Source organism: Sulfurimonas sp. (genome assembly GCF_028713515.1).
In the GTDB taxonomy this organism is placed as follows: Bacteria; Campylobacterota; Campylobacteria; order Campylobacterales; family Sulfurimonadaceae; genus Sulfurimonas.
In genome coordinates, this window is record NZ_JAQTOD010000003.1 from 79,272 (window position 1) to 96,962 (window position 17,691).

The 17,691-nt window shown below is 35.5% G+C and carries 17 protein-coding genes; 8 read left to right on the top strand and 9 right to left on the bottom strand.

From position 1 onward, the window contains the following. Nucleotides 1-500 precede the first annotated feature (500 nt). Nucleotides 501-1,355 carry an RluA family pseudouridine synthase gene (locus PHV22_RS06750; RefSeq protein WP_299946585.1) on the bottom strand — a complete coding sequence of 285 codons (855 nt, stop codon included), beginning with the start codon at nt 1,353-1,355 and terminating at the stop codon, nt 501-503. A 149-nt stretch (nt 1,356-1,504) separates the two neighbouring features. Here PHV22_RS06750 and purB point away from each other — a divergent pair, with 149 nt between their 5' ends. From purB to PHV22_RS06770, 4 genes are all read left to right on the top strand, one after another. Then, entirely contained in the window at nt 1,505-2,833 is a 1,329-nt protein-coding gene (gene purB, locus PHV22_RS06755) for an adenylosuccinate lyase (RefSeq protein WP_299946587.1), read from the top strand. A gap of 10 nt (nt 2,834-2,843) precedes the next feature. Beyond that, a complete protein-coding gene (locus PHV22_RS06760; protein ID WP_295022512.1) occupies nt 2,844-5,210 on the top strand; it encodes a ribonucleoside-diphosphate reductase subunit alpha in 2,367 nt (788 codons plus the stop codon). A gap of 34 nt (nt 5,211-5,244) precedes the next feature. Beyond that, the gene (locus PHV22_RS06765; protein ID WP_295022513.1) at nt 5,245-5,610 is read left to right on the top strand and encodes a hypothetical protein; all 366 of its coding nucleotides are present in this window, start codon (nt 5,245-5,247) and stop codon (nt 5,608-5,610) included. Between the two features lie 103 nt (nt 5,611-5,713). Then, the gene (locus PHV22_RS06770; protein WP_299946589.1) at nt 5,714-6,535 is read left to right on the top strand and encodes a mechanosensitive ion channel domain-containing protein; all 822 of its coding nucleotides are present in this window, start codon (nt 5,714-5,716) and stop codon (nt 6,533-6,535) included. Here PHV22_RS06770 and PHV22_RS06775 read toward each other — a convergent pair. After that, complete coding sequence (locus tag PHV22_RS06775; RefSeq protein ID WP_299946591.1) at nt 6,530-7,639, bottom strand: MFS transporter; 1,110 nt, start codon at nt 7,637-7,639, stop codon at nt 6,530-6,532. The two genes, PHV22_RS06770 and PHV22_RS06775, sit on opposite strands and share 6 nt — an antisense overlap. Before the next feature lie 139 nt (nt 7,640-7,778). Between PHV22_RS06775 and PHV22_RS06780 the strand changes: the two genes are divergently transcribed. The 3 genes from PHV22_RS06780 to PHV22_RS06790 all read left to right on the top strand — a co-directional run bounded on the left by PHV22_RS06780 (nt 7,779) and on the right by PHV22_RS06790 (nt 11,225). Beyond that, the gene (locus tag PHV22_RS06780; RefSeq protein WP_299946593.1) at nt 7,779-8,267 is read left to right on the top strand and encodes a PAS domain-containing protein; all 489 of its coding nucleotides are present in this window, start codon (nt 7,779-7,781) and stop codon (nt 8,265-8,267) included. Next, on the top strand, nt 8,236-9,555 hold the full coding sequence (locus tag PHV22_RS06785; RefSeq protein WP_299946595.1) for a methyl-accepting chemotaxis protein: 1,320 nt from the start codon (nt 8,236-8,238) through the stop codon (nt 9,553-9,555). The genes PHV22_RS06780 and PHV22_RS06785 overlap by 32 nt, the downstream gene beginning before the upstream one ends. A 170-nt stretch (nt 9,556-9,725) precedes the next feature. Further along, nucleotides 9,726-11,225, top strand: a complete 1,500-nt coding sequence (locus PHV22_RS06790) for a B12-binding domain-containing radical SAM protein (RefSeq protein ID WP_295022521.1) — start codon at nt 9,726-9,728, stop codon at nt 11,223-11,225. A 26-nt stretch (nt 11,226-11,251) separates the two neighbouring features. On the opposite strand, the gene PHV22_RS06795 is transcribed toward PHV22_RS06790, so the two are convergent. After that, a complete protein-coding gene (locus PHV22_RS06795; protein WP_295022522.1) occupies nt 11,252-12,532 on the bottom strand; it encodes a citrate synthase in 1,281 nt (426 codons plus the stop codon). A gap of 140 nt (nt 12,533-12,672) precedes the next feature. Between PHV22_RS06795 and PHV22_RS06800 the strand changes: the two genes are divergently transcribed. Next, complete coding sequence (locus PHV22_RS06800; RefSeq protein WP_295022523.1) at nt 12,673-13,719, top strand: DUF2860 family protein; 1,047 nt, start codon at nt 12,673-12,675, stop codon at nt 13,717-13,719. 2 nt (nt 13,720-13,721) lie between these two features. On the opposite strand, the gene PHV22_RS06805 is transcribed toward PHV22_RS06800, so the two are convergent. From PHV22_RS06805 to PHV22_RS06830, 6 genes are read right to left on the bottom strand one after another with little or no spacing between them, the layout of a single operon-like run. Continuing rightward, nucleotides 13,722-14,438: a hypothetical protein gene (locus PHV22_RS06805; protein ID WP_299946600.1), complete on the bottom strand. Its 717-nt coding sequence runs from the start codon at nt 14,436-14,438 to the stop codon at nt 13,722-13,724. Continuing rightward, a complete protein-coding gene (locus PHV22_RS06810; protein WP_295022528.1) occupies nt 14,428-15,474 on the bottom strand; it encodes a hypothetical protein in 1,047 nt (348 codons plus the stop codon). Before PHV22_RS06810 ends, PHV22_RS06805 begins: the two co-directional genes overlap by 11 nt. A gap of 25 nt (nt 15,475-15,499) precedes the next feature. Next, nucleotides 15,500-15,922 carry a thioredoxin TrxC gene (gene trxC / locus PHV22_RS06815; protein WP_295022529.1) on the bottom strand — a complete coding sequence of 141 codons (423 nt, stop codon included), beginning with the start codon at nt 15,920-15,922 and terminating at the stop codon, nt 15,500-15,502. 14 nt (nt 15,923-15,936) lie between these two features. Then, nucleotides 15,937-16,968 (bottom strand): ankyrin repeat domain-containing protein, encoded by a 1,032-nt coding sequence (locus tag PHV22_RS06820; protein ID WP_295022531.1) that lies wholly within the window; start codon nt 16,966-16,968, stop codon nt 15,937-15,939. Then, a complete protein-coding gene (locus PHV22_RS06825) occupies nt 16,952-17,311 on the bottom strand; it encodes a DUF309 domain-containing protein (RefSeq protein WP_295022533.1) in 360 nt (119 codons plus the stop codon). The genes PHV22_RS06820 and PHV22_RS06825 overlap by 17 nt, the downstream gene beginning before the upstream one ends. Continuing rightward, the gene (locus PHV22_RS06830) at nt 17,308-17,628 is read right to left on the bottom strand and encodes a hypothetical protein (protein ID WP_295022534.1); all 321 of its coding nucleotides are present in this window, start codon (nt 17,626-17,628) and stop codon (nt 17,308-17,310) included. The genes PHV22_RS06825 and PHV22_RS06830 overlap by 4 nt, the downstream gene beginning before the upstream one ends. Between the last annotated feature and the right edge of the window lie 63 nt (nt 17,629-17,691).

Sequence of the window (17,691 nt, forward strand, 5' to 3'; positions counted from 1 at the left end):
TAAGCTTGCTTTTTTAGTCTTGAGCTCCCGATCAGAAACTTACTTATCTTTTGTAGCTATTCGTGCATAATCCTGATTAATTTAAATAAAATATTTAAAATTTATGAATAATTAAAGCTATGTCTTGAATTAACTTTATTTAAAAATCACTCAAGTGCCTGTTATTCACACATTGTTGTAATCTGTGAATAACCTGAATTTTTACCCAGCGTAAATTATAAAATTTATGTGTCATTTAAGAATAAATTTATATAAAAATAAGCTGAAATTTATATACTTTTATATAGCTTAAATGCCTATTTTATGGTGTTTTAAAGGATTATTATTTTTTTTTATCTTAATTATAAATAATATAAAAAATAGTAAATATTTTATTATTCACATTCACAAAATATTTTCTTAAATATGAATCAAAATCAATTTATTTAACAATGTTTCACATGAAACATTGAGGTCTTTTAAATTTTAAAGAGTTTAATGGTTTAAAGTAAAATGTAGCTTTATCTCATATTTTCAAAACAAACTTTCTCAAAATCAACATCACTTTTAACGCAATAGCTTTTACCATATAGTTCAAATTTCAACTCATTCGCATGAAGCAGTAATCTCCTAGCACCACTATTTTCAACTCTCATATCTCTCGTCATCTCTCTATCTAAATATTTTACAACATTCTCTTCTGGTTGACCATAAATCGGATCACCTACGATTGGGTAATTAACATGAAGCAGATGCACTCTGATCTGATGCTGTCTTCCGGTATGAGGAGAACACTCAACAAGAGTTGTATTTGATTCTTTAAAGTATTTTAGAGGCTTTACGAATGTCAGCGACTCTTTACCACTCTCGTGAACTTTTACAACCATTCTAACCAATGCGCTTTTTTCATCATCAAATCTTAAAAGAGGTGCATCTATCTTAAGTTCATCTTTTAACTCTCCATGAACCATGGCTAGATATTTTTTTTTCATATCTCTCTCTTGAAACATTACTTTTAATGCAATCTCACTCTTTTTATTTTTTGCACATAGAACCAAACCGCTTGTCTCTTGATCTATTCTGTGGGCAATATTTGCATCCATCCCATATTGAGCTTTTAGTTCATCTATGAGAGAGTATGGAGTGAGTCTATTCTGTGGATGGATTAATAAGCCGCTAGGTTTATCAAAAACTACAAACTCCTCATACTCAATATGGGCTTTTAGACCTTTCGTGATTGGTTCAAAATACATAAACTCTATGTCGCCAAATATTTCGTCTGTTGGTTTTTCAACTAACTTACCATTAAAAAACAGGCGAGCTTTGGCAATCACTTTTTGCGCTTCACTTTGGGTAAAGTTTAACTCTCTTATCAAAAAAAGGCTGGCTCTTTGCTTCCCTTGTAAAAATATTTTCTTCGTAATAAACGGCAAATTAGTATCCTTTTTTAATCAACTATTTACATAAATTTCTGTAAACTTAATACCTAAATTTTAACATAAAATAATAATTATAAGGGCTAGATATGGTTGAGAGATACTCCAGAGAAGAGATGAGTTCCAAATGGACTATGCAGGCAAAATATCAGGCTTGGATGGATGTAGAAAAAGCGGTTGTTAAAGCTTGGAATAGACTAGGACTTATCCCAGATGAGGATGCAAAAAAGATTGTTGATAATGCTAGTTTTGATATAGCTAGAATAGATGAGATAGAAGCTGTTACTCGTCACGATTTGATTGCATTTACAACAAGTGTATCTGAGACGCTTGGAAAAGAGAGTAGATGGTTTCACTATGGAATGACAAGTTCTGATACAGTTGACACTGCCGTAGCGCTTCAGATGAAAAGTTCTTTGGAGTTAGTCATCAAAGATGTGAAGATGCTTATGGAATCCATCAAAACAAGAGCGATGGAACATAAAATGACTTTGATGGTTGGACGCAGTCATGGTATCCATGGAGAACCTATAACATTTGGTCTTGTGTTAGCTGTTTGGTATGATGAGATGGCAAGACATTTAGAGAATTTAGAACAAACGCTTGTTGTTATAAGTGTTGGTCAAGTTAGTGGTGCGATGGGCAACTTTGCTCATGCACCACTAGAGCTTGAAGAGTACACCTGCGAAGAGTTAGGACTAAAACCAGCACCTGCATCTAATCAAGTAATCCAAAGAGATAGATATGCAAGGCTTGCAACTGCGTTAGCGCTTATGGCGAGTTCTATTGAAAAGTTTGCAGTTCAGATTCGTCACTGGCAAAGAACTGAAGTTTATGAGTGTGAAGAGTATTTTGCCGCAGGACAAAAGGGCTCATCTGCAATGCCACACAAACGAAATCCTATACTAACAGAAAATATAACAGGTTTGGCAAGGATGATAAGAGCTTACGCAATCCCAGCGATGGAAAATGTAGCGCTCTGGCATGAGAGAGACATAAGTCACTCATCAACCGAGAGATTTTGGTTACCTGATAGCTTTATAACAACTGACTTTATGCTACACCGTATGAACAGTGTTATAGCAAAACTAACAGTTTATCCCCAGAATATGATGAAAAATCTAAACCTAACTGGTGGCTTGGTTTTCTCGCAAAGAGTTCTTTTAGAGCTTCCACTAAAAGGTGTTAGTCGTGAGGATGCTTATCGCATAGTTCAAAGAAATGCGATGAAAGTTTGGGAAGAGATACAGCAAGGAAAACCTACTACAAATGAAAAAGGTGAGAGTCTTTATCTGAATCATCTTTTAGCAGATGAAGAACTTAGAAGTTCACTAAACGAAGAAGCGATTCGCGAGTGCTTCAACTACGACTATTACACCAAAAATGTAGATAAAATTTTTGCAAGAGTTTTTAAATAATAGGATGAAAATGATAACAATAATAAAAAGAAATGGCCGTACTGAACTGTTGGATATCTCAAAGATACAAAAATATACTTCTGCTGCAGTAGAGGGACTTGACAATGTTTCTCAGAGTGAGTTAGAGGTTGATGCACAAATCCATTTTCGTGATGGTATAACATCTAAAGAGATACAAGAAACTCTTATAAAAACCGCGGTAGACAAGATAGATATAGATGCTCCGAATTGGACATTCGTTGCATCTCGTCTTTTTCTTTTTAATCTGTACCATCAAGTAAATGGTTTTACCGGCTATGATTCATTGGAGAAATATTTTATAAAAGGCGAAAAAGAGGGAAGGCTTCTTGTTGGTATAAGAGAGCTTTACGACCTTAATATTTTAGAGAAACATATTAAGCCAGAGAGAGATATGCTCTTCAATTATCTAGGAGTAAAAACACTTTATGACAGATATCTTATAAAAGATAGAAATTCTGATCCAATAGAACTTCCTCAGCATATGTTTATGGCAATTGCTATGTTTTTGGCACAAAGAGAAGAGAAAAAAGAGGAGTGGGCTATCAAGTTTTATGACATGATTTCTAAGTTTGAGGTTATGCTTGCAACTCCAACTCTCTCAAATGCTAGAACAATCAGACATCAACTTAGTTCATGTTACATCGGCTCAACACCAGACAATATAGAGGGTATTTTTGACTCTTATCAAGAGATGGCGATGCTTTCTAAGTTTGGCGGAGGAATCGGTTGGGATTGGACAAATGTTCGCTCAATGGGTTCTTATATTGATGGACATAAAAATGCAGCCGGTGGAACCGTGCCATTTCTGAAAATAACAAATGATATTGCCATCGCCGTAGATCAGCTCGGAACAAGAAAAGGTGCTATTGCTGTTTATTTGGAACCTTGGCATATAGATATAAATGACTTTTTAGATTTGAAGAAAAACTCTGGGGAAGAGCGTCGTCGTGCTCATGATCTTTTCCCCTCAATGTGGCTAAATGATCTCTTTATGCAAAGAGTAGAAGATGATGACATCTGGACACTTTTTGATCCTTACGATGTGAAAGAGCTAACAATGCTTTACGGTGAAGAGTTCAGCAAAAGATACAAGGAGCTTGAAGAAGACGACAGGATTGTTAAGGAAAAAATCAAAGCTAAAAATCTATGGAAAAAAATACTAACTTCTTATTTTGAAACTGGAAGTCCGTTTTTGTGTTTTAAAGATAATGCTAACAGAGCTAATCCAAACAGTCATGTTGGTGTTATTAGAAGTTCAAACCTTTGTACTGAAATATTTCAAAACACAAGTCCAAATCGTTACAAGATAAAGTTTATTTTTGAAAATGGCGAGAGTGTTAGTTATGAGGAAGATGAGATAGTAAAACTAGATAGCGGTTTAGAAAAATTCGCGAAAAAAGTAACAGCTCTTGACTCGCTTGGTGGAGTGCCAATCTATGTTGTTGAAAAAGAGAAGGTAAACGGTGATACCGCTGTTTGTAATTTAGCTTCTGTGAATCTTGCTCGCATAAATACAAGAGAGGATATAGATAGAATAGTACCAATTGCAATTCGTGCACTGGATAATGTGATTGACCTCAATTTTTATCCGATAGAAAAAGTGAAGCGAACTAACATGAAAAGCCGTGCAATTGGTTTGGGTGTTATGGGTGAAGCTCAGATGTTAGCGGAAAAAGCCATAACATGGGGAAGCCAGGAGCATTTTGATAAAGTAGATGAGGTTATGGAGGCTGTTAGTTATAATGCTATTAATTCATCATCAGATATTGCGTTAGAGAAGGGTTCTTATCCAGATTTTAATGGTTCAAAGTGGAGTCAAGGCATTATGCCTATGGACCATGCTAATGCTGAAGTTAAAAAGCTTGTTGATCGTGGCGGACTTTTCGCATCATCATACGAGTGGGATGAATTAAGAGCAAAAGTTAAAAAGCAGGGCATTAGAAATGGTTACTTGATGGCCATTGCACCGACGAGTTCTATCTCTATACTCACTGGAACAACTCAAGCGATTGAGCCGGTGTTTAAGAGAAAATGGTATGAAGAGAATCTATCGGGACTTATTCCTGTCGTGGCGCCAAATCTTTCACCTGAGACTTGGGTTTATTATACTCCTGCATATGATTTGAACCAAACATTACTTATAAAAGCCGCTGCGATTCGTCAAAAATGGCTAGATCAAGGTCAGAGTTTAAATATATTTATAACTCTTGATAAAGCGAGTGGAAAATATCTGAATGAGATTTATATGTTGGCGTGGAAGTTAGGTTTAAAATCAACCTACTATCTTCGTTCTCAATCACCAGAGGTTTCAAAAGATATAGAAGACAGAAGTTTGGAGTGTGCAGGTTGTCAATAATCTGCATTATCAACCAATTTGCTAAGAGTTGTGTATGAAACCACTCTTAGCAAAAGATATAAAACCTCTTCTAGCTCGTTTTAGCAACTTTACAGATGGAGAACTTCGCTCCATAGAAATAATTTCTCCTACAACTATTAAAATTACTCTAACAGGACAAGATAGTGCCAGAGGTTTTGACTGGCTAACAGTCTGTTTTGAGTTTAGCGGTGTACATAAGGCAAAGTTGTTAGAAAACTCAAAACTCTCGCTTGTAGATATGAGTGATGGCATAAATATAATTTTTGAAGATAATAGTTTTGCTTTTGGAGTTGGAGATTACAAAAACCTGTTAAATATAAAAAATTCTATATGTTTTTTAATCTCTTGCGCTTTAAAGTATGAAGAGGGAGCTTTTTAATTTTAAAGGTGCCAACACCGAAATAAGAAATTTTAAAAGCAAAACTTCTATTGATGTCGCTTAAGGGTTTGTTTGGATAGATATACTAATAAAAGGAAAGAAAATGTTAACAAAGTACACAGATGCGGTTGTTGTTTATGCTAGTGAATATGGGTTGAAAATTGTAGCTGCCGTTGCGATATTTTATATTGGTAAAATAGTAGTTAAGAGAGTGACAAATGTATTTAAAAGATTAATGAATAAGGCACATGTAGACGATACGCTTGTTAAATTTTTGGGCAATCTTATCTATTTTTCTCTTTTAATTGTTGTGATTTTAGCATCTCTTAATGCACTTGGTGTAAACACGACATCATTTTTAGCTGTCTTTGGGGCGGCTTCACTGGCTGTTGGCCTAGCGCTTAAAGATTCGCTCTCAAATATTGGAGCAGCAGTAATTGTCATTATCTTTCGACCTTTTGATGTTGGCGACGCCGTTGATGTTGCTGGAGTTCATGGCATGGTAGAGGAGATAAACCTTTTTTCTACAACCATTATAACGCCGGATAACAAAATTGTAATGATTCCAAACTCCGCAGTAATTGCTTCAAATATTGTCAACTACTCAAAAAAACCAACTCGTCGTATTGAACATAAGCTACTTATTGATTATGGAGATAACCTTAAAGTTGCGAAAGATGTTTTGATGAAACTTATGCAAGATGAAGAAAAAGTTCTGGCGGAGCCTGCTCCATTTGTGGCAGTGAGTGAGCTTGGCGATAATGGTGTGGAGTTGGTTCTCCGTGTTTGGGTAAATAATGCAGATTATTGGGATGTTTATTTTGCTATATTGGAAGAAGCAAAGTTGGCATTTGATGAAAATAAAATTTCTGTGCCTTTCCCCCAGATGGATGTAACTATTAAAAACAAAAATGAGTTGCTATAGTGTCTGTTTTGATTTTTGCTTGCCCCAAAGATATAAAAATAGACTTGCCCCCAGAGCAATAAGCGCTGAACCTAAAAATAGCTGTTTTGGATAAAGCTCATAAATAAATCCAGCAATTAATGCTCCTGCAAATGCGCCAAATCCATAAGTTATGCCCGAGAAAAACTGTTGCGCTAGAGATTTGTGTCTATAAAGATGAAATAAGTAGCTAATCGCGGCAGAGTGAAATAGTGCAAAACTAAGTGCATGAAGAGATTGTGAGAAAAACAGAAGTGTTATGTTTTGAGGAAACAAAAAGAGCATTAACCATCTTATAGCGGTTGTAAAAGTGGTAAATTGAAGAATCAAAAGCAAATTTTTACGAAGAAATGCGCCTTGAAAAAAGAGCATAAAAATCTCAGCTATTACACCAAAACTCCATAAATATATCGCCATATCTAAACTTGCTCCATTATCGGTTACATAAATAGTAAAGAAGTTGTAAAACGAGCCAAAACTAACTTGCATAAGCGTTAATCCAACCCATAATTTCCAATCTTGCAATAGGTTAATGTCATTGGCGGTTTCTTCATGCTTTTCCAAAAGAGTATCCACTTTTTTTGCTATAGTAAAAGCTACTGCTGTGGTTATAAATGTCAAAATAAGAAGATACAAAAGTGCTGTATTTGGAGCATTTAAAAACTTCACTAAAACAAGCGCTACAAGTATAAAACCAACCGAGCCAAAAAGTCTGATTTTTCCATATTGCTCTTTACCAAGATACCTTAGAGATATAAGCTCAATATATGGGAGCACAAGGCTAAGCCCTACGCCAAAGCTTATATTTGAAAAAAGAAGTCTATAAAAATTACTAAGTGAGAAATAAAATGATATCGCGCTTAAGCACATAATCAAAAGTGCCACAGTAAAGGTTGTAATATCTATTTTGAGCCCCCTGATAAAAGCAAAAGGAACTAAAAATCTCACTAGCGGAGCCGCTGCAAATATGATACCAATATCACTCGCCGAGTAGCCAGTCATGGAGAGGACTTTTGGCAAAAATATTATATATACGCCGATGATTGAGAAATAAAAAAAATAAAATGCAGCTAGTAATATTGACATGCGAAATTATAGCAAACTCAACCAACTATACAGACAAAAACGCATAGAGAATCAGTTGCTGAGTTTGCTATAAAAAATAAATTATAATGGTATAATTTTTACCACTTAAATTCAGATTAAAAATTTTAAAAGGTCACACATGTTAAAAATAATGCAAGATGAAGATTTTATTGTATCCAAAACAGACCTGCAGGGTCGTATAATCTACTGCAATAAAATCTTTATGGATATGGCGGAATATAGTGAGTCAGAGCTTCTTGGAAAGGCACACAGCATCATAAGGCACCCAGATATGCCAAAAGCAGTTTTTAGATTTTTATGGGAGACTATCCCCAAAAAACAAGAAATTTTTGCCTATGTTATTAACAAAACAAAAAATGGAAATGATTACTGGGTGTATGCAAATATAACTGCATCGCTCGACGAAAATGGCAAGGTGGTTGACTACTACTCAGTTAGAAGAAAGCCAAACCAAAAAGCCCTTGATACTATTATTCCTCTTTACAAAAAGATGGTAGATATTGAAAAAAGTAGTGGAGTTGACGCTTCATTTAAAGTTTTAACAGATATTTTAAAAGAAAAAGGAGTTAGTTACGATGAACTTATTATCTCTCTTCAGAACCAATAAAACCAATAGTAGACATAATCAGATACATGACGAGGCAATTAGATTATTAAAAGATATGGCAGATGGAAAAGTGAATGGTAGAATTACCAACATACCAGATGATAACTCAAAAGAATCGGTATTTGCATGGAGCGTAAACAATGCGCTGGATCAACTAGAAGCATTTATGAGAGATACGGAAACTTCTATAGAGTATGCCTCTGTTGGTAAAGCATATAGAACAACTAGCCCATCTGGCTTGCATGGTATATTTAAATCCACCTCACAAAAAGTAAAACAAGCTATATCATCTATTGCTTTGGGCTATGAGGCTGCTTTAAAAAATGCTCTCTCAGATAAGCTAGGTGGTCTTGGTGGAGGGGTTGGAGCTGGACTTGCTGTTATACAACAAGATATTATTGTTTCACAAGATAATTCAAAAGAGATTACTGAAGTCTCCCATAAAACAGCAGACTTATCATCAAGAAGTCTGCATAGTGTAGTGAGCATTAGCAATAAGCTGGGTACCCTTCTTGATTCCATATCTACTTCGCACGAGACTATTGTTAATCTTGAAAATAGATCTCGAGATATATCAAATGTTGTAGGGCTTATCAAAGATATTGCGGATCAGACAAACTTACTTGCTCTAAATGCTGCAATTGAGGCTGCAAGAGCGGGTGAGCATGGTAGAGGATTTGCTGTTGTAGCGGATGAGGTTCGCAAGCTCGCCGAGAGAACACAAAAGGCAACGCACGAGATAGAGATAAACATATCAACACTACAACAAGAGACGAACAATATGAGAGGAAGCTCTGATAATATTTCAAATATTGCGGAAGAATCAAATGATGTAATTCATGAGTTCAAAAAAACATTTGAAGAACTAAACTCATTTGCAAACAAATCATCAGAATTGGCTTCAAAAATTGATACAAAACTGTTTACAACGCTCGTAAAAGTTGATCATATTATATTTAAATCATTCGCGTATCACGCGCTGCTCTCCAGTGATGTAAGCAAAACTTTTGCTGATCATAGAAATTGTCGTATGGGTAAATGGTATCTTGGTGTTGGTAAAGAGAAATTTGGTCATATGAAGGTTTTCCAAGAGATGGATAGCTCTCATGAGATAGTGCACGAATCAGTATTTAAAAATAAAGTGTTTATTGATAATAATAGTGCATATAGACCTGAAAATACTACCGCCATCTACGATAACTTTAGCAATATGGAAGAGGCATCTGGCAAATTGTTTAGGCAATTAGACCAGATTGTTGATGAGTATTCAAAACATGGTAACCATTAACTATTTCTTTTATTTCGTTTAACTGCGATTAACTTATAGCTCATATAATTTGAGTCTCAGTTATGTTTAACCCCTTTCATAATTTGAGAGAGATGCTCCTATAAATTATTTTAATTACCTGGCTTTCCCTTTTTTTGGCTAGGTAATTACTCTTTATGCTAAACTTCCAAATGCAAAAAATCATATTAACTACACTGAATTCAAAATTCACTCACACTTCAATTGCTCTAAGATATCTTTATGCAAACATGGCAGAGTTACAAGAAGATACAACAATAGTAGAGTTTAGTATCAATGACGCCATCCAGACTACAGTAGAGAAGATTTTAGTCCATAACCCAACCATTATAGGTATTGGTGTTTATATATGGAATGTATCGGAGGTTCGTGAACTTCTCCACCTCTTAAAGAAAATATCTCCAAATACAAAGATAATACTAGGTGGTCCAGAGGTATCGCATGAGCCGTTTCGTGTGAATCTTGATGGAGCTGATTATATCATCCAAGGTGAAGGAGATAGAGCTTTTTATGAGCTTTGCCATAGTATAGTAGATGGCAATCCACCAGAAGATAGAATCATAAAAATGAGTATGCCTTCCCTTAAAAATATAGAACTTCCATACAAATTTTACACAGACTACGACATAAAACATCGCTACATCTATGTTGAAGCATCAAGAGGATGTCCGTTTGAGTGTGAGTTTTGTCTCTCTTCGATGGATGAAAAGGTTAGAGCGTTTGATATAGAGGTGCTTCTAGAAGAGTTTGAATTGCTTTGGCAGAGAGGTGCTAGAAATTTCAAGTTTATTGACAGAACTTTCAACCTAAACATAAAAACTGCAAATAGATTGCTAGACTTTTTTTTAGCAAAAGAGGAGCCATATTTTGCTCATTTTGAAGTTGTGCCTGATCATTTTCCAGAATCATTAAAGGAGAAAATAGCAAAATTTCCTCATGGTGCTCTGCAACTTGAAATAGGCATACAGACGCTAAATCCAGAGATTGCAAACAATATATCAAGACCTCTAAAGCTAGATAAGATACAAGAAAATATTGGGTGGCTAGAACAAACAAATGTTCACATGCACCTCGACTTAATTGTTGGGCTTCCTGGAGAGAGCTTGGAGAGTTTCGGAGCAAATCTAGATAAGCTAATGAGCCTAAGTAGCTGTGAAATCCAGATAGGGATACTAAAAAAACTCTCAGGAACCTACATAAATCGTCATGATATAGAATGTGGTATGATATACAGTGATATACCGCCGTACGATGTTTTGCAGACCTCAACTCTCTCGTTTAGTGATATCCAAATCATGAAGAGATTCTCGCGATTTTGGGATCTTATGTACAACAACGGGAATTTCAAGCGAAGCGTGGAACTAATCTGGCAAGATGGAAGTGTTTTTCGTGAGTTTTATGTCTTTAGTGCGTGGATTTATGCCCAAACTGATGCAACATACAAAATCTCGCTTCAAAGATTAGGAGAACTTCTCTTTAGGTATCTTTGTGATGTTAAAAATATGGAAGTTGAGTTTGTTTCAAAAACAATGCTTGATGATATGATGAAATACCAAGGTAGAACAATCCCGCTCTATCTAAAGCCATACTCAGCCGAGTTTATCTCAAATCAAAAAAGTAAAGTATCTGGTTTTAACAAGAGACAGCAATAGCAACTAACTACTAACAAGAAAATCTGTTAATAATTTGGGGTCCTATCCACTGGACCATTGTAAAGTTGACGCGGACGAGCAATTTTTACATTTTTTTGTTGGTTTAGTTCACTCCATTGAGCAATCCAGCCAGGAGTTCTTCCGATGACAAATATTACAGCAAACATCTCTTTTGGAATTTTTAATGCCTGAAGGATAAGTCCTGAGTAAAAGTCTATATTTGGATATAGGCTCCTACTTATAAAGTATTCATCAGTAAGCGCAATCTCCTCTATTTTGTTTGCAACTTCTATAAGCTGACTGCTTATGCCTAGCTCATTCATAAGCTTATTTCTGATATCTTTTAGTATTGTCGCACGAGGGTCAAAGTTTTTGTAAACCCTATGACCAAATCCCATCAATCTAAACGGGTCTTCTTTATCTTTAGCTTTTGCTATAAACTCATTTACTCTATCAACTGTTCCAATCATCTCAAGTTGACGGATAACAGACTCATTTGCCCCACCATGGCTTTTACCCCACAGTGCACCAATCCCAGCACTTATGGCAGCATATGGATGAGCATTTGTTGATGCTAAATTTCTAACGGCAGTAGTTGAAGCATTTTGTTCATGGTCAGCATGAAGAGTAAAAATAGTATCTAATGCTTTTATCTCGATAGGCTTTATTTCAACATGATTATGAGGATAAGATCTCATCATATATAAAAAATTTTCTGTAAAACCTCTGTTAATATCTGGATAGATTATAGGAAGACCTTGTGAGTATCTATATGAAAATGCAGCAAGTGTAGGGATTTTTGCAACTATTCTGTTTGACATCTCTTTGTACTCTTTTTTAGTTTTTATATCTAGATGTTTAAAGTAAAATGTAGAAAGAGCAGAGACTCCAGCAGAGAGTATCGCCATAGGGTGGGCATTGTCAGGAAAAGCATCAAATAGTTTTTTGATTCCCTCATTAACAAAAGAGCGTTTTTGCATCTCCAGCGCAAAGCTCTCTAGCTCCTCTTCTGTTGGGAGTTCACCATTTAGCAGAAGATAGGCGGTGTCTAAGAAGCTCTTTTTTTTAGAGAGATATGAGATGTCATACCCTCTATACATAAGCTTACCTTCATCACCATCTATGAAAGTTATCTCAGAGTGGCATGACGCTGTTGAAGTGTAGCCCTCGTCATAAGTAAACATTCCGCTCTCTTTATAGAGCGTTGAGATGTCAAAAACTGAAGGTCCAACAGTGGCATCAAATATGGGAAACTCATAACTTTTGCCAGTTCTGTTGTTTGTTAGTGTTACCGTATCTTTGCTCATAAAATATCCTTTTTTGTTATTAAAAATTATTATATCATAGAAAATGATTCACTATAAACTTTAAGCAAAAAAGAGGTTTCACTAACCATTAAGTTTTAAATCATTATAATAATTTAAAATAGAGTATGTGAGGATAGCTTGTGAAAATAGTAAAAAGTATGTTAGTTGTAGCGTTGTTAGCTGGCTATGCTGGAGCAGAATCAATACAAAAAGAGAGCGGATGGAGTGGCTCGATTCTTCTTGGTGGTGGTTATGGAGAGTATAAAAACTCTGAAATCTTAGGGACTAGGACAATGGATTTTGAAGTCAAAAAGATTAGTGATCTCGGCTCTCCACCAAGCGAATCAGCTATTTTTCCAATACTCTTAGGGGTGATTAGATACACGCTAGATGATAAAAAAACAGAAATTTTTGTAGATAATGTTACAGATGATTTTTCTGCAATGCAAACAAGCGCTGGGTTAGGTGTTCGCCATGATTTAGGGGATGTGGGCATAGTCGGACTACGACTATTTAAAAGTTCTACTCCCACCAAAGTATGGGAAGATCCACTTCTTCGCAACCAGAACCGTGCATCAACGGAGCAAACATTTAGTGGTATAGGCATAAAATGGGAGAGAGTTATGGGAAGTAGCTTTGAGATAGAGATTCAGTCGCGAAAAGTTGAACTTGATACAGATAGCAACGCCCAGAGCTTAGTTAGCGCTGGCCTAGCTGGTACACTAACTGGTGATAATGGCTCTTACTACATAACTCAGTCTGAACAACAGCTATTGAGACGAAGTGCAAATATGAACTCAGCAAAACTACTCTTTATATATCCACTAAATGCTAATAACTTTCTAATCCCAACACTCAAATTAACCACCAATGACAGCGATGGCAACGCGCGAGACTATATAAACTCAGAGATAGGAATTACCCACTTTTACGGTAGTCAAAGATGGAGCATTGGCACTAGCATCCAAGCCAGCTCATCAACATACAGTAAAGAAAATCCAGTTTTTCAAAAGAAACAAGATACAACCTACTTATCAGCTGGAGTTGATGCTACATACAAAAACATATTTGGACTAGACCATTGGTCACTAAACGCAGCTGCTTACGCATTTTCTGGAAACTCTAACATTGATTTCTATGACAGCAGTTTGTGGGCAACATCATTGGGTGTGGTATACACTTTTTAACTCTACCTAAACAAACTCTTAAGCAGCATCTTACTTCCCTCTTGTAGAAGTATTTCAGTTGCTTTGTCTTGGAGTTGCGAGTTATTGTTTTGGTTATTGGTTTGTACTATAGTTTGTGGTTGAGCTTTTTGCTCCATTAATCTTTTGTTTTCTGTTTGATAGAACTCTTGTTCTTTTCGTCTTCTCTCATCTTTTAATAGCTCTGTTGTTACATCTATCATGGCAGAGATGGTCTTTTCTGTCAACTCCATCTTTGTTAGTGTTTCTATTTCTTCAAGCGTAAACTCTTTGTATGGAACCTGAACCCTTTTTATAAGAGAGACTATAATCATCTCACTCTTACCTTTTGTAAGAAGTTTACGAATATCTCCAACTTTCATCCCCTTAGGACCTGTTAGCATAAGTCTTAACTCTTCATCTTGTATATAGTTTACAAGATTTGGATCTTTCTCTGTTAGTTGTTTTAATCCCTCAAAATCTTTTTTTATAATTAGATTATTGATTTGAGTTGTTATTTCTTGGTCTTGTTCTTTTGTTTGAATCTCTCTTTGTTTGTCTGTTTCTGGTGTAGCAACAACTTGCACTGCCTGCTTTTTAACTGGAGACTGGGCGGGCTTGTCGAGCTCAGCAATAATCTCTTTGGTACGATATTGTGTATTGCTAGCACACCCAAAGATAAAGAATATTGAAAATAAAAGATAAATATATTTAGTTAACATTTTTAATTATCTCCTGAGAAAAATCGTATAGCAGCCAAGCGTAAGGGCCAACGACTGCGTTATTTATCCAGCCAATACCTGCGCCTGTGCCCGCAAACATATCAATAAGTGCTTGATCTGAGGGATTCGCAACGGTTGTAAAATTTAAATTTTTAATTATCTCTCCAGCTTGCATGGATAAGCTTTTTTTACTCCGTATTTCACCAGATGGCGAATATAGTTTATAGTCAATAATCATCTCGTTTGAAAAAATTGGAACAACAACCGTTCTCATATCCATTACTTCTGCTGTTTTTTGGGCATATAAAAGATAGTTTTCTGGTAAAATTGAAACATCCACGACTCTAGAGCCCTCGGCATGCGTGCTGATAGTTAAAAGGTAGTTTTTACCAAGTGAAATTTGGTGTCCGGATTGTTTTCTCTGGAGACCTTTTGCATATTTCAGTGGATGCTCAAATAAAGAACCGCCCACTTCAACATCCATAACATAATTTGTGGTGTAGTTGTAATCGTACCTACTATCGAGACTAATAAGATTAAAATCTTTTGTCTCACTCTTTTGATCAATTGATAAAATTTGAGAAGTAAGCTTTTTAAATTTCAGATCAATTGATGGAGTATTAGGCTGATCCGAAAATTTGGTATCACATGCAGTAGCAAGATTGCGTTTTATAGTGTTTGTTACATCATCCTGCCATGAGCCGTTGTAAGCAAAGCTGATAGGCTCCATTGAGCCATCAGCTTTTAAAGAGAGTGCTTCCATAGCCATTGGTTGCAAACATTCATCAAATCTACTTTGCAATCTAACTGTTTTTCCTTGTAAGCTTGAGGGGCATTTTAATGAGCCATCAGTTAGAAACAGCGCATCATTATGAGCATTAATAATAGCACTATTTAGGGTATTTTCAGCAATAGGGGCACAACCCTGCAGGAGCATTACAAAAGATATGCCATAAAATAGTTTAGTTATCCAAAATGCTCTTTTGACATTTGAAGCAGTTACTACTTTGTCTTGATTCGCTATATCTTTGCTCATTTAAACCCTATTTTTTTATTTAATATCATAGAAATTTATTTATTAGAGAGTTTATACTATTTTCATCAAGAGCGCCAGATACTCTATGAACCTCTTTCGAGTTTTTAAAAACTATAATTGTTGGGATGCTTCTTATTCCAAACCTTGCACCGAGATTTTGTTCATTTTCTGTATTTACTTTAGCAAAAAGTGCCTTAAGCGGGAAGTTTTTGGCACTCTTTTCAAAATTTGGCGCCATCATCCTGCATGGGCCGCACCATGGCGCCCAAAAGTCAACTATGACTGGTATTTCACTATTTACTATAATCTCATCAAAACTATTGTTAGTTAACTCAACCGGCTTTGTATCCAGAAGTGAATGCTTACACTTTCCACAATTTGCTTTCGCATAAGACTCTTTTTGCGGAACATTGTTGATGCTTCTACAATTAGGACAAACTATTTTCATCTCTTCTCCTTCAGCTACCTAAACAAACTCTTAAGCAGCATCTTACTTCCCTCTTGTAGAAGTATTTCAGTTGCTTTGTCTTGGAGTTGCGAGTTGTTGTTTTGGTTGTTAGTTTGTACTTCTCTGATAATAGTCTGTGGTTGAGCTTTTTGATCCATAAGTTTTTTGTTTTCAGCTTGATAAAACTCTTGCTCTTTTCGTCTTCTCTCATCTTTTAGTAACTCTGTTGTTACATCTATCATGGCAGAGATAGTTTTATCTGTTAGTTCCATTTTTGTTAGTGTTTCTATTTCTTCAAGTGTAAACTCTTTGTATGGAACTTGAACTCGCTTTATAAGAGAAACAACGATTATCTCACTCTTTCCATTTTTAAGAAGTTTACGAATATCTCCAACTTTCATCCCCTTAGGACCTGTTAGCATAAGTCTTAACTCTTCATCTTGTATATAGTTTACAAGATTTGGATCTTTCTCTGTTAGTTGTTTTAATCCCTCAAAATCTTTTTGAATGATTAAATCGTTGATTTTAGTTGCTATTTCTTGTTCTTGCTTTGCTTTTGTTTCTTGGGCTTCTTTTTTTACAAGAACAGCTTGCGCTTCTATTTTTTCTTTTTTTCGCTCAGCTACAAAATTTTGTAAATTCTGTTTTATACTTACAGCTGCGATATCAATAGGAGTTTTGTTTTGATAATTTCTTACTTCAGTATCAGCACCTTTTTCTATTAGAAATTTGGCTATATCGATGTGTCCAAAAGCGGCTGCCCAGTGGAGAGCGGTCTCATTGTGTCCTGTTTTCAAATCAACATCAGCACCTTTTTCTATCAGGTATTTGACAGTCTCTAATCGTCCATTTCTAGTAGCCCAAATTAGTGGTGTTAAATTAAACTGATCTTTCTCATTAACATTACCACCATTTCTTATTGCAATATCCAAGTTTTTAATATCGCCAGATGCAGATGATTGAATTACTGGAGATATAGCAACACATCCACTAAAAAGAAATAGAGCGATAGCAATCAACGGCAACAGTTTAAAGAAATTTTTCATAAATATCCTTTTTTTTATATTCTATCTTTTTGTTTTTTAAATCATTTATAATTTTTGAAATATAGATATATTTTTCTTTATGAGTTGAGTACACCTCATCAAGTAGAGGCAAGTATTTAAGATAATTTTGCCAAACTTTTTCTGCTTGCGTTTCTTTACCTTTTTTCTTTAGCTCAAAGCTAACGGAGGCGTTGATAAAGCCTTTAATTAGTTTTATCTCATCACTATCTTCAAACCTTCGAGCAAACCAGATCGCCTCCAAATCCTCATGTGCTTCATAAAAATTTCCATCCAAGAGGTTTTGGATGAAGTTACTTAGAGTCTTTTCATCAACTGCTTTCACAGCTCATCCTTCTCTAAAAGCATCATATTTCTTCGCCAATATCCTCGCCCACCTTTGAGCGAGATGCAATGATGTTTATAAAACTTCTTTTTATACTCACTAAGTCTGTTTAGCGTAGCTTTTCCACTATCACAATAAAAAACAAAGACGCTTCCCTCTGGTTCTTTTGCTAGCTCATGAGGGTTGTAGAGAACTGTATCCATGTTTTCAATCCCAGAGAGAATAGTGTCGATGAGAAGAACTTTTATGCCTAGTTTTTCAAGTCTTATTTTGTTCTGTAAAAACTCTTTTTGTGTCCATTCGTCAGCAAAGTTCATTTTGTACCCATTTTTTTAAAGATATGATACCAAATAATAAAACTCTTTTGCACAATTGAGTCC

Bases quoted from the DNA above. Each gene is read 5' to 3' on its own strand.
- purB (WP_299946587.1), top strand. From the start codon at position 1,505: ATGGTTGAGAGATACTCCAGAGAAGAGATGAGTTCCAAATGGACTATG.
- PHV22_RS06760 (WP_295022512.1), top strand. From the start codon at position 2,844: ATGATAACAATAATAAAAAGAAATGGCCGTACTGAACTGTTGGATATC.
- PHV22_RS06765 (WP_295022513.1), top strand. From the start codon at position 5,245: ATGAAACCACTCTTAGCAAAAGATATAAAACCTCTTCTAGCTCGTTTT.
- PHV22_RS06770 (WP_299946589.1), top strand. From the start codon at position 5,714: ATGTTAACAAAGTACACAGATGCGGTTGTTGTTTATGCTAGTGAATAT.
- PHV22_RS06775 (WP_299946591.1), bottom strand. From the start codon at position 7,639: ATGTCAATATTACTAGCTGCATTTTATTTTTTTTATTTCTCAATCATC.
- PHV22_RS06780 (WP_299946593.1), top strand. From the start codon at position 7,779: ATGTTAAAAATAATGCAAGATGAAGATTTTATTGTATCCAAAACAGAC.
- PHV22_RS06785 (WP_299946595.1), top strand. From the start codon at position 8,236: ATGAACTTATTATCTCTCTTCAGAACCAATAAAACCAATAGTAGACAT.
- PHV22_RS06790 (WP_295022521.1), top strand. From the start codon at position 9,726: ATGCAAAAAATCATATTAACTACACTGAATTCAAAATTCACTCACACT.
- PHV22_RS06795 (WP_295022522.1), bottom strand. From the start codon at position 12,532: ATGAGCAAAGATACGGTAACACTAACAAACAACAGAACTGGCAAAAGT.
- PHV22_RS06805 (WP_299946600.1), bottom strand. From the start codon at position 14,438: ATGTTAACTAAATATATTTATCTTTTATTTTCAATATTCTTTATCTTT.
- PHV22_RS06810 (WP_295022528.1), bottom strand. From the start codon at position 15,474: ATGAGCAAAGATATAGCGAATCAAGACAAAGTAGTAACTGCTTCAAAT.
- trxC (WP_295022529.1), bottom strand. From the start codon at position 15,922: ATGAAAATAGTTTGTCCTAATTGTAGAAGCATCAACAATGTTCCGCAA.
- PHV22_RS06820 (WP_295022531.1), bottom strand. From the start codon at position 16,968: ATGAAAAATTTCTTTAAACTGTTGCCGTTGATTGCTATCGCTCTATTT.
- PHV22_RS06830 (WP_295022534.1), bottom strand. From the start codon at position 17,628: ATGAACTTTGCTGACGAATGGACACAAAAAGAGTTTTTACAGAACAAA.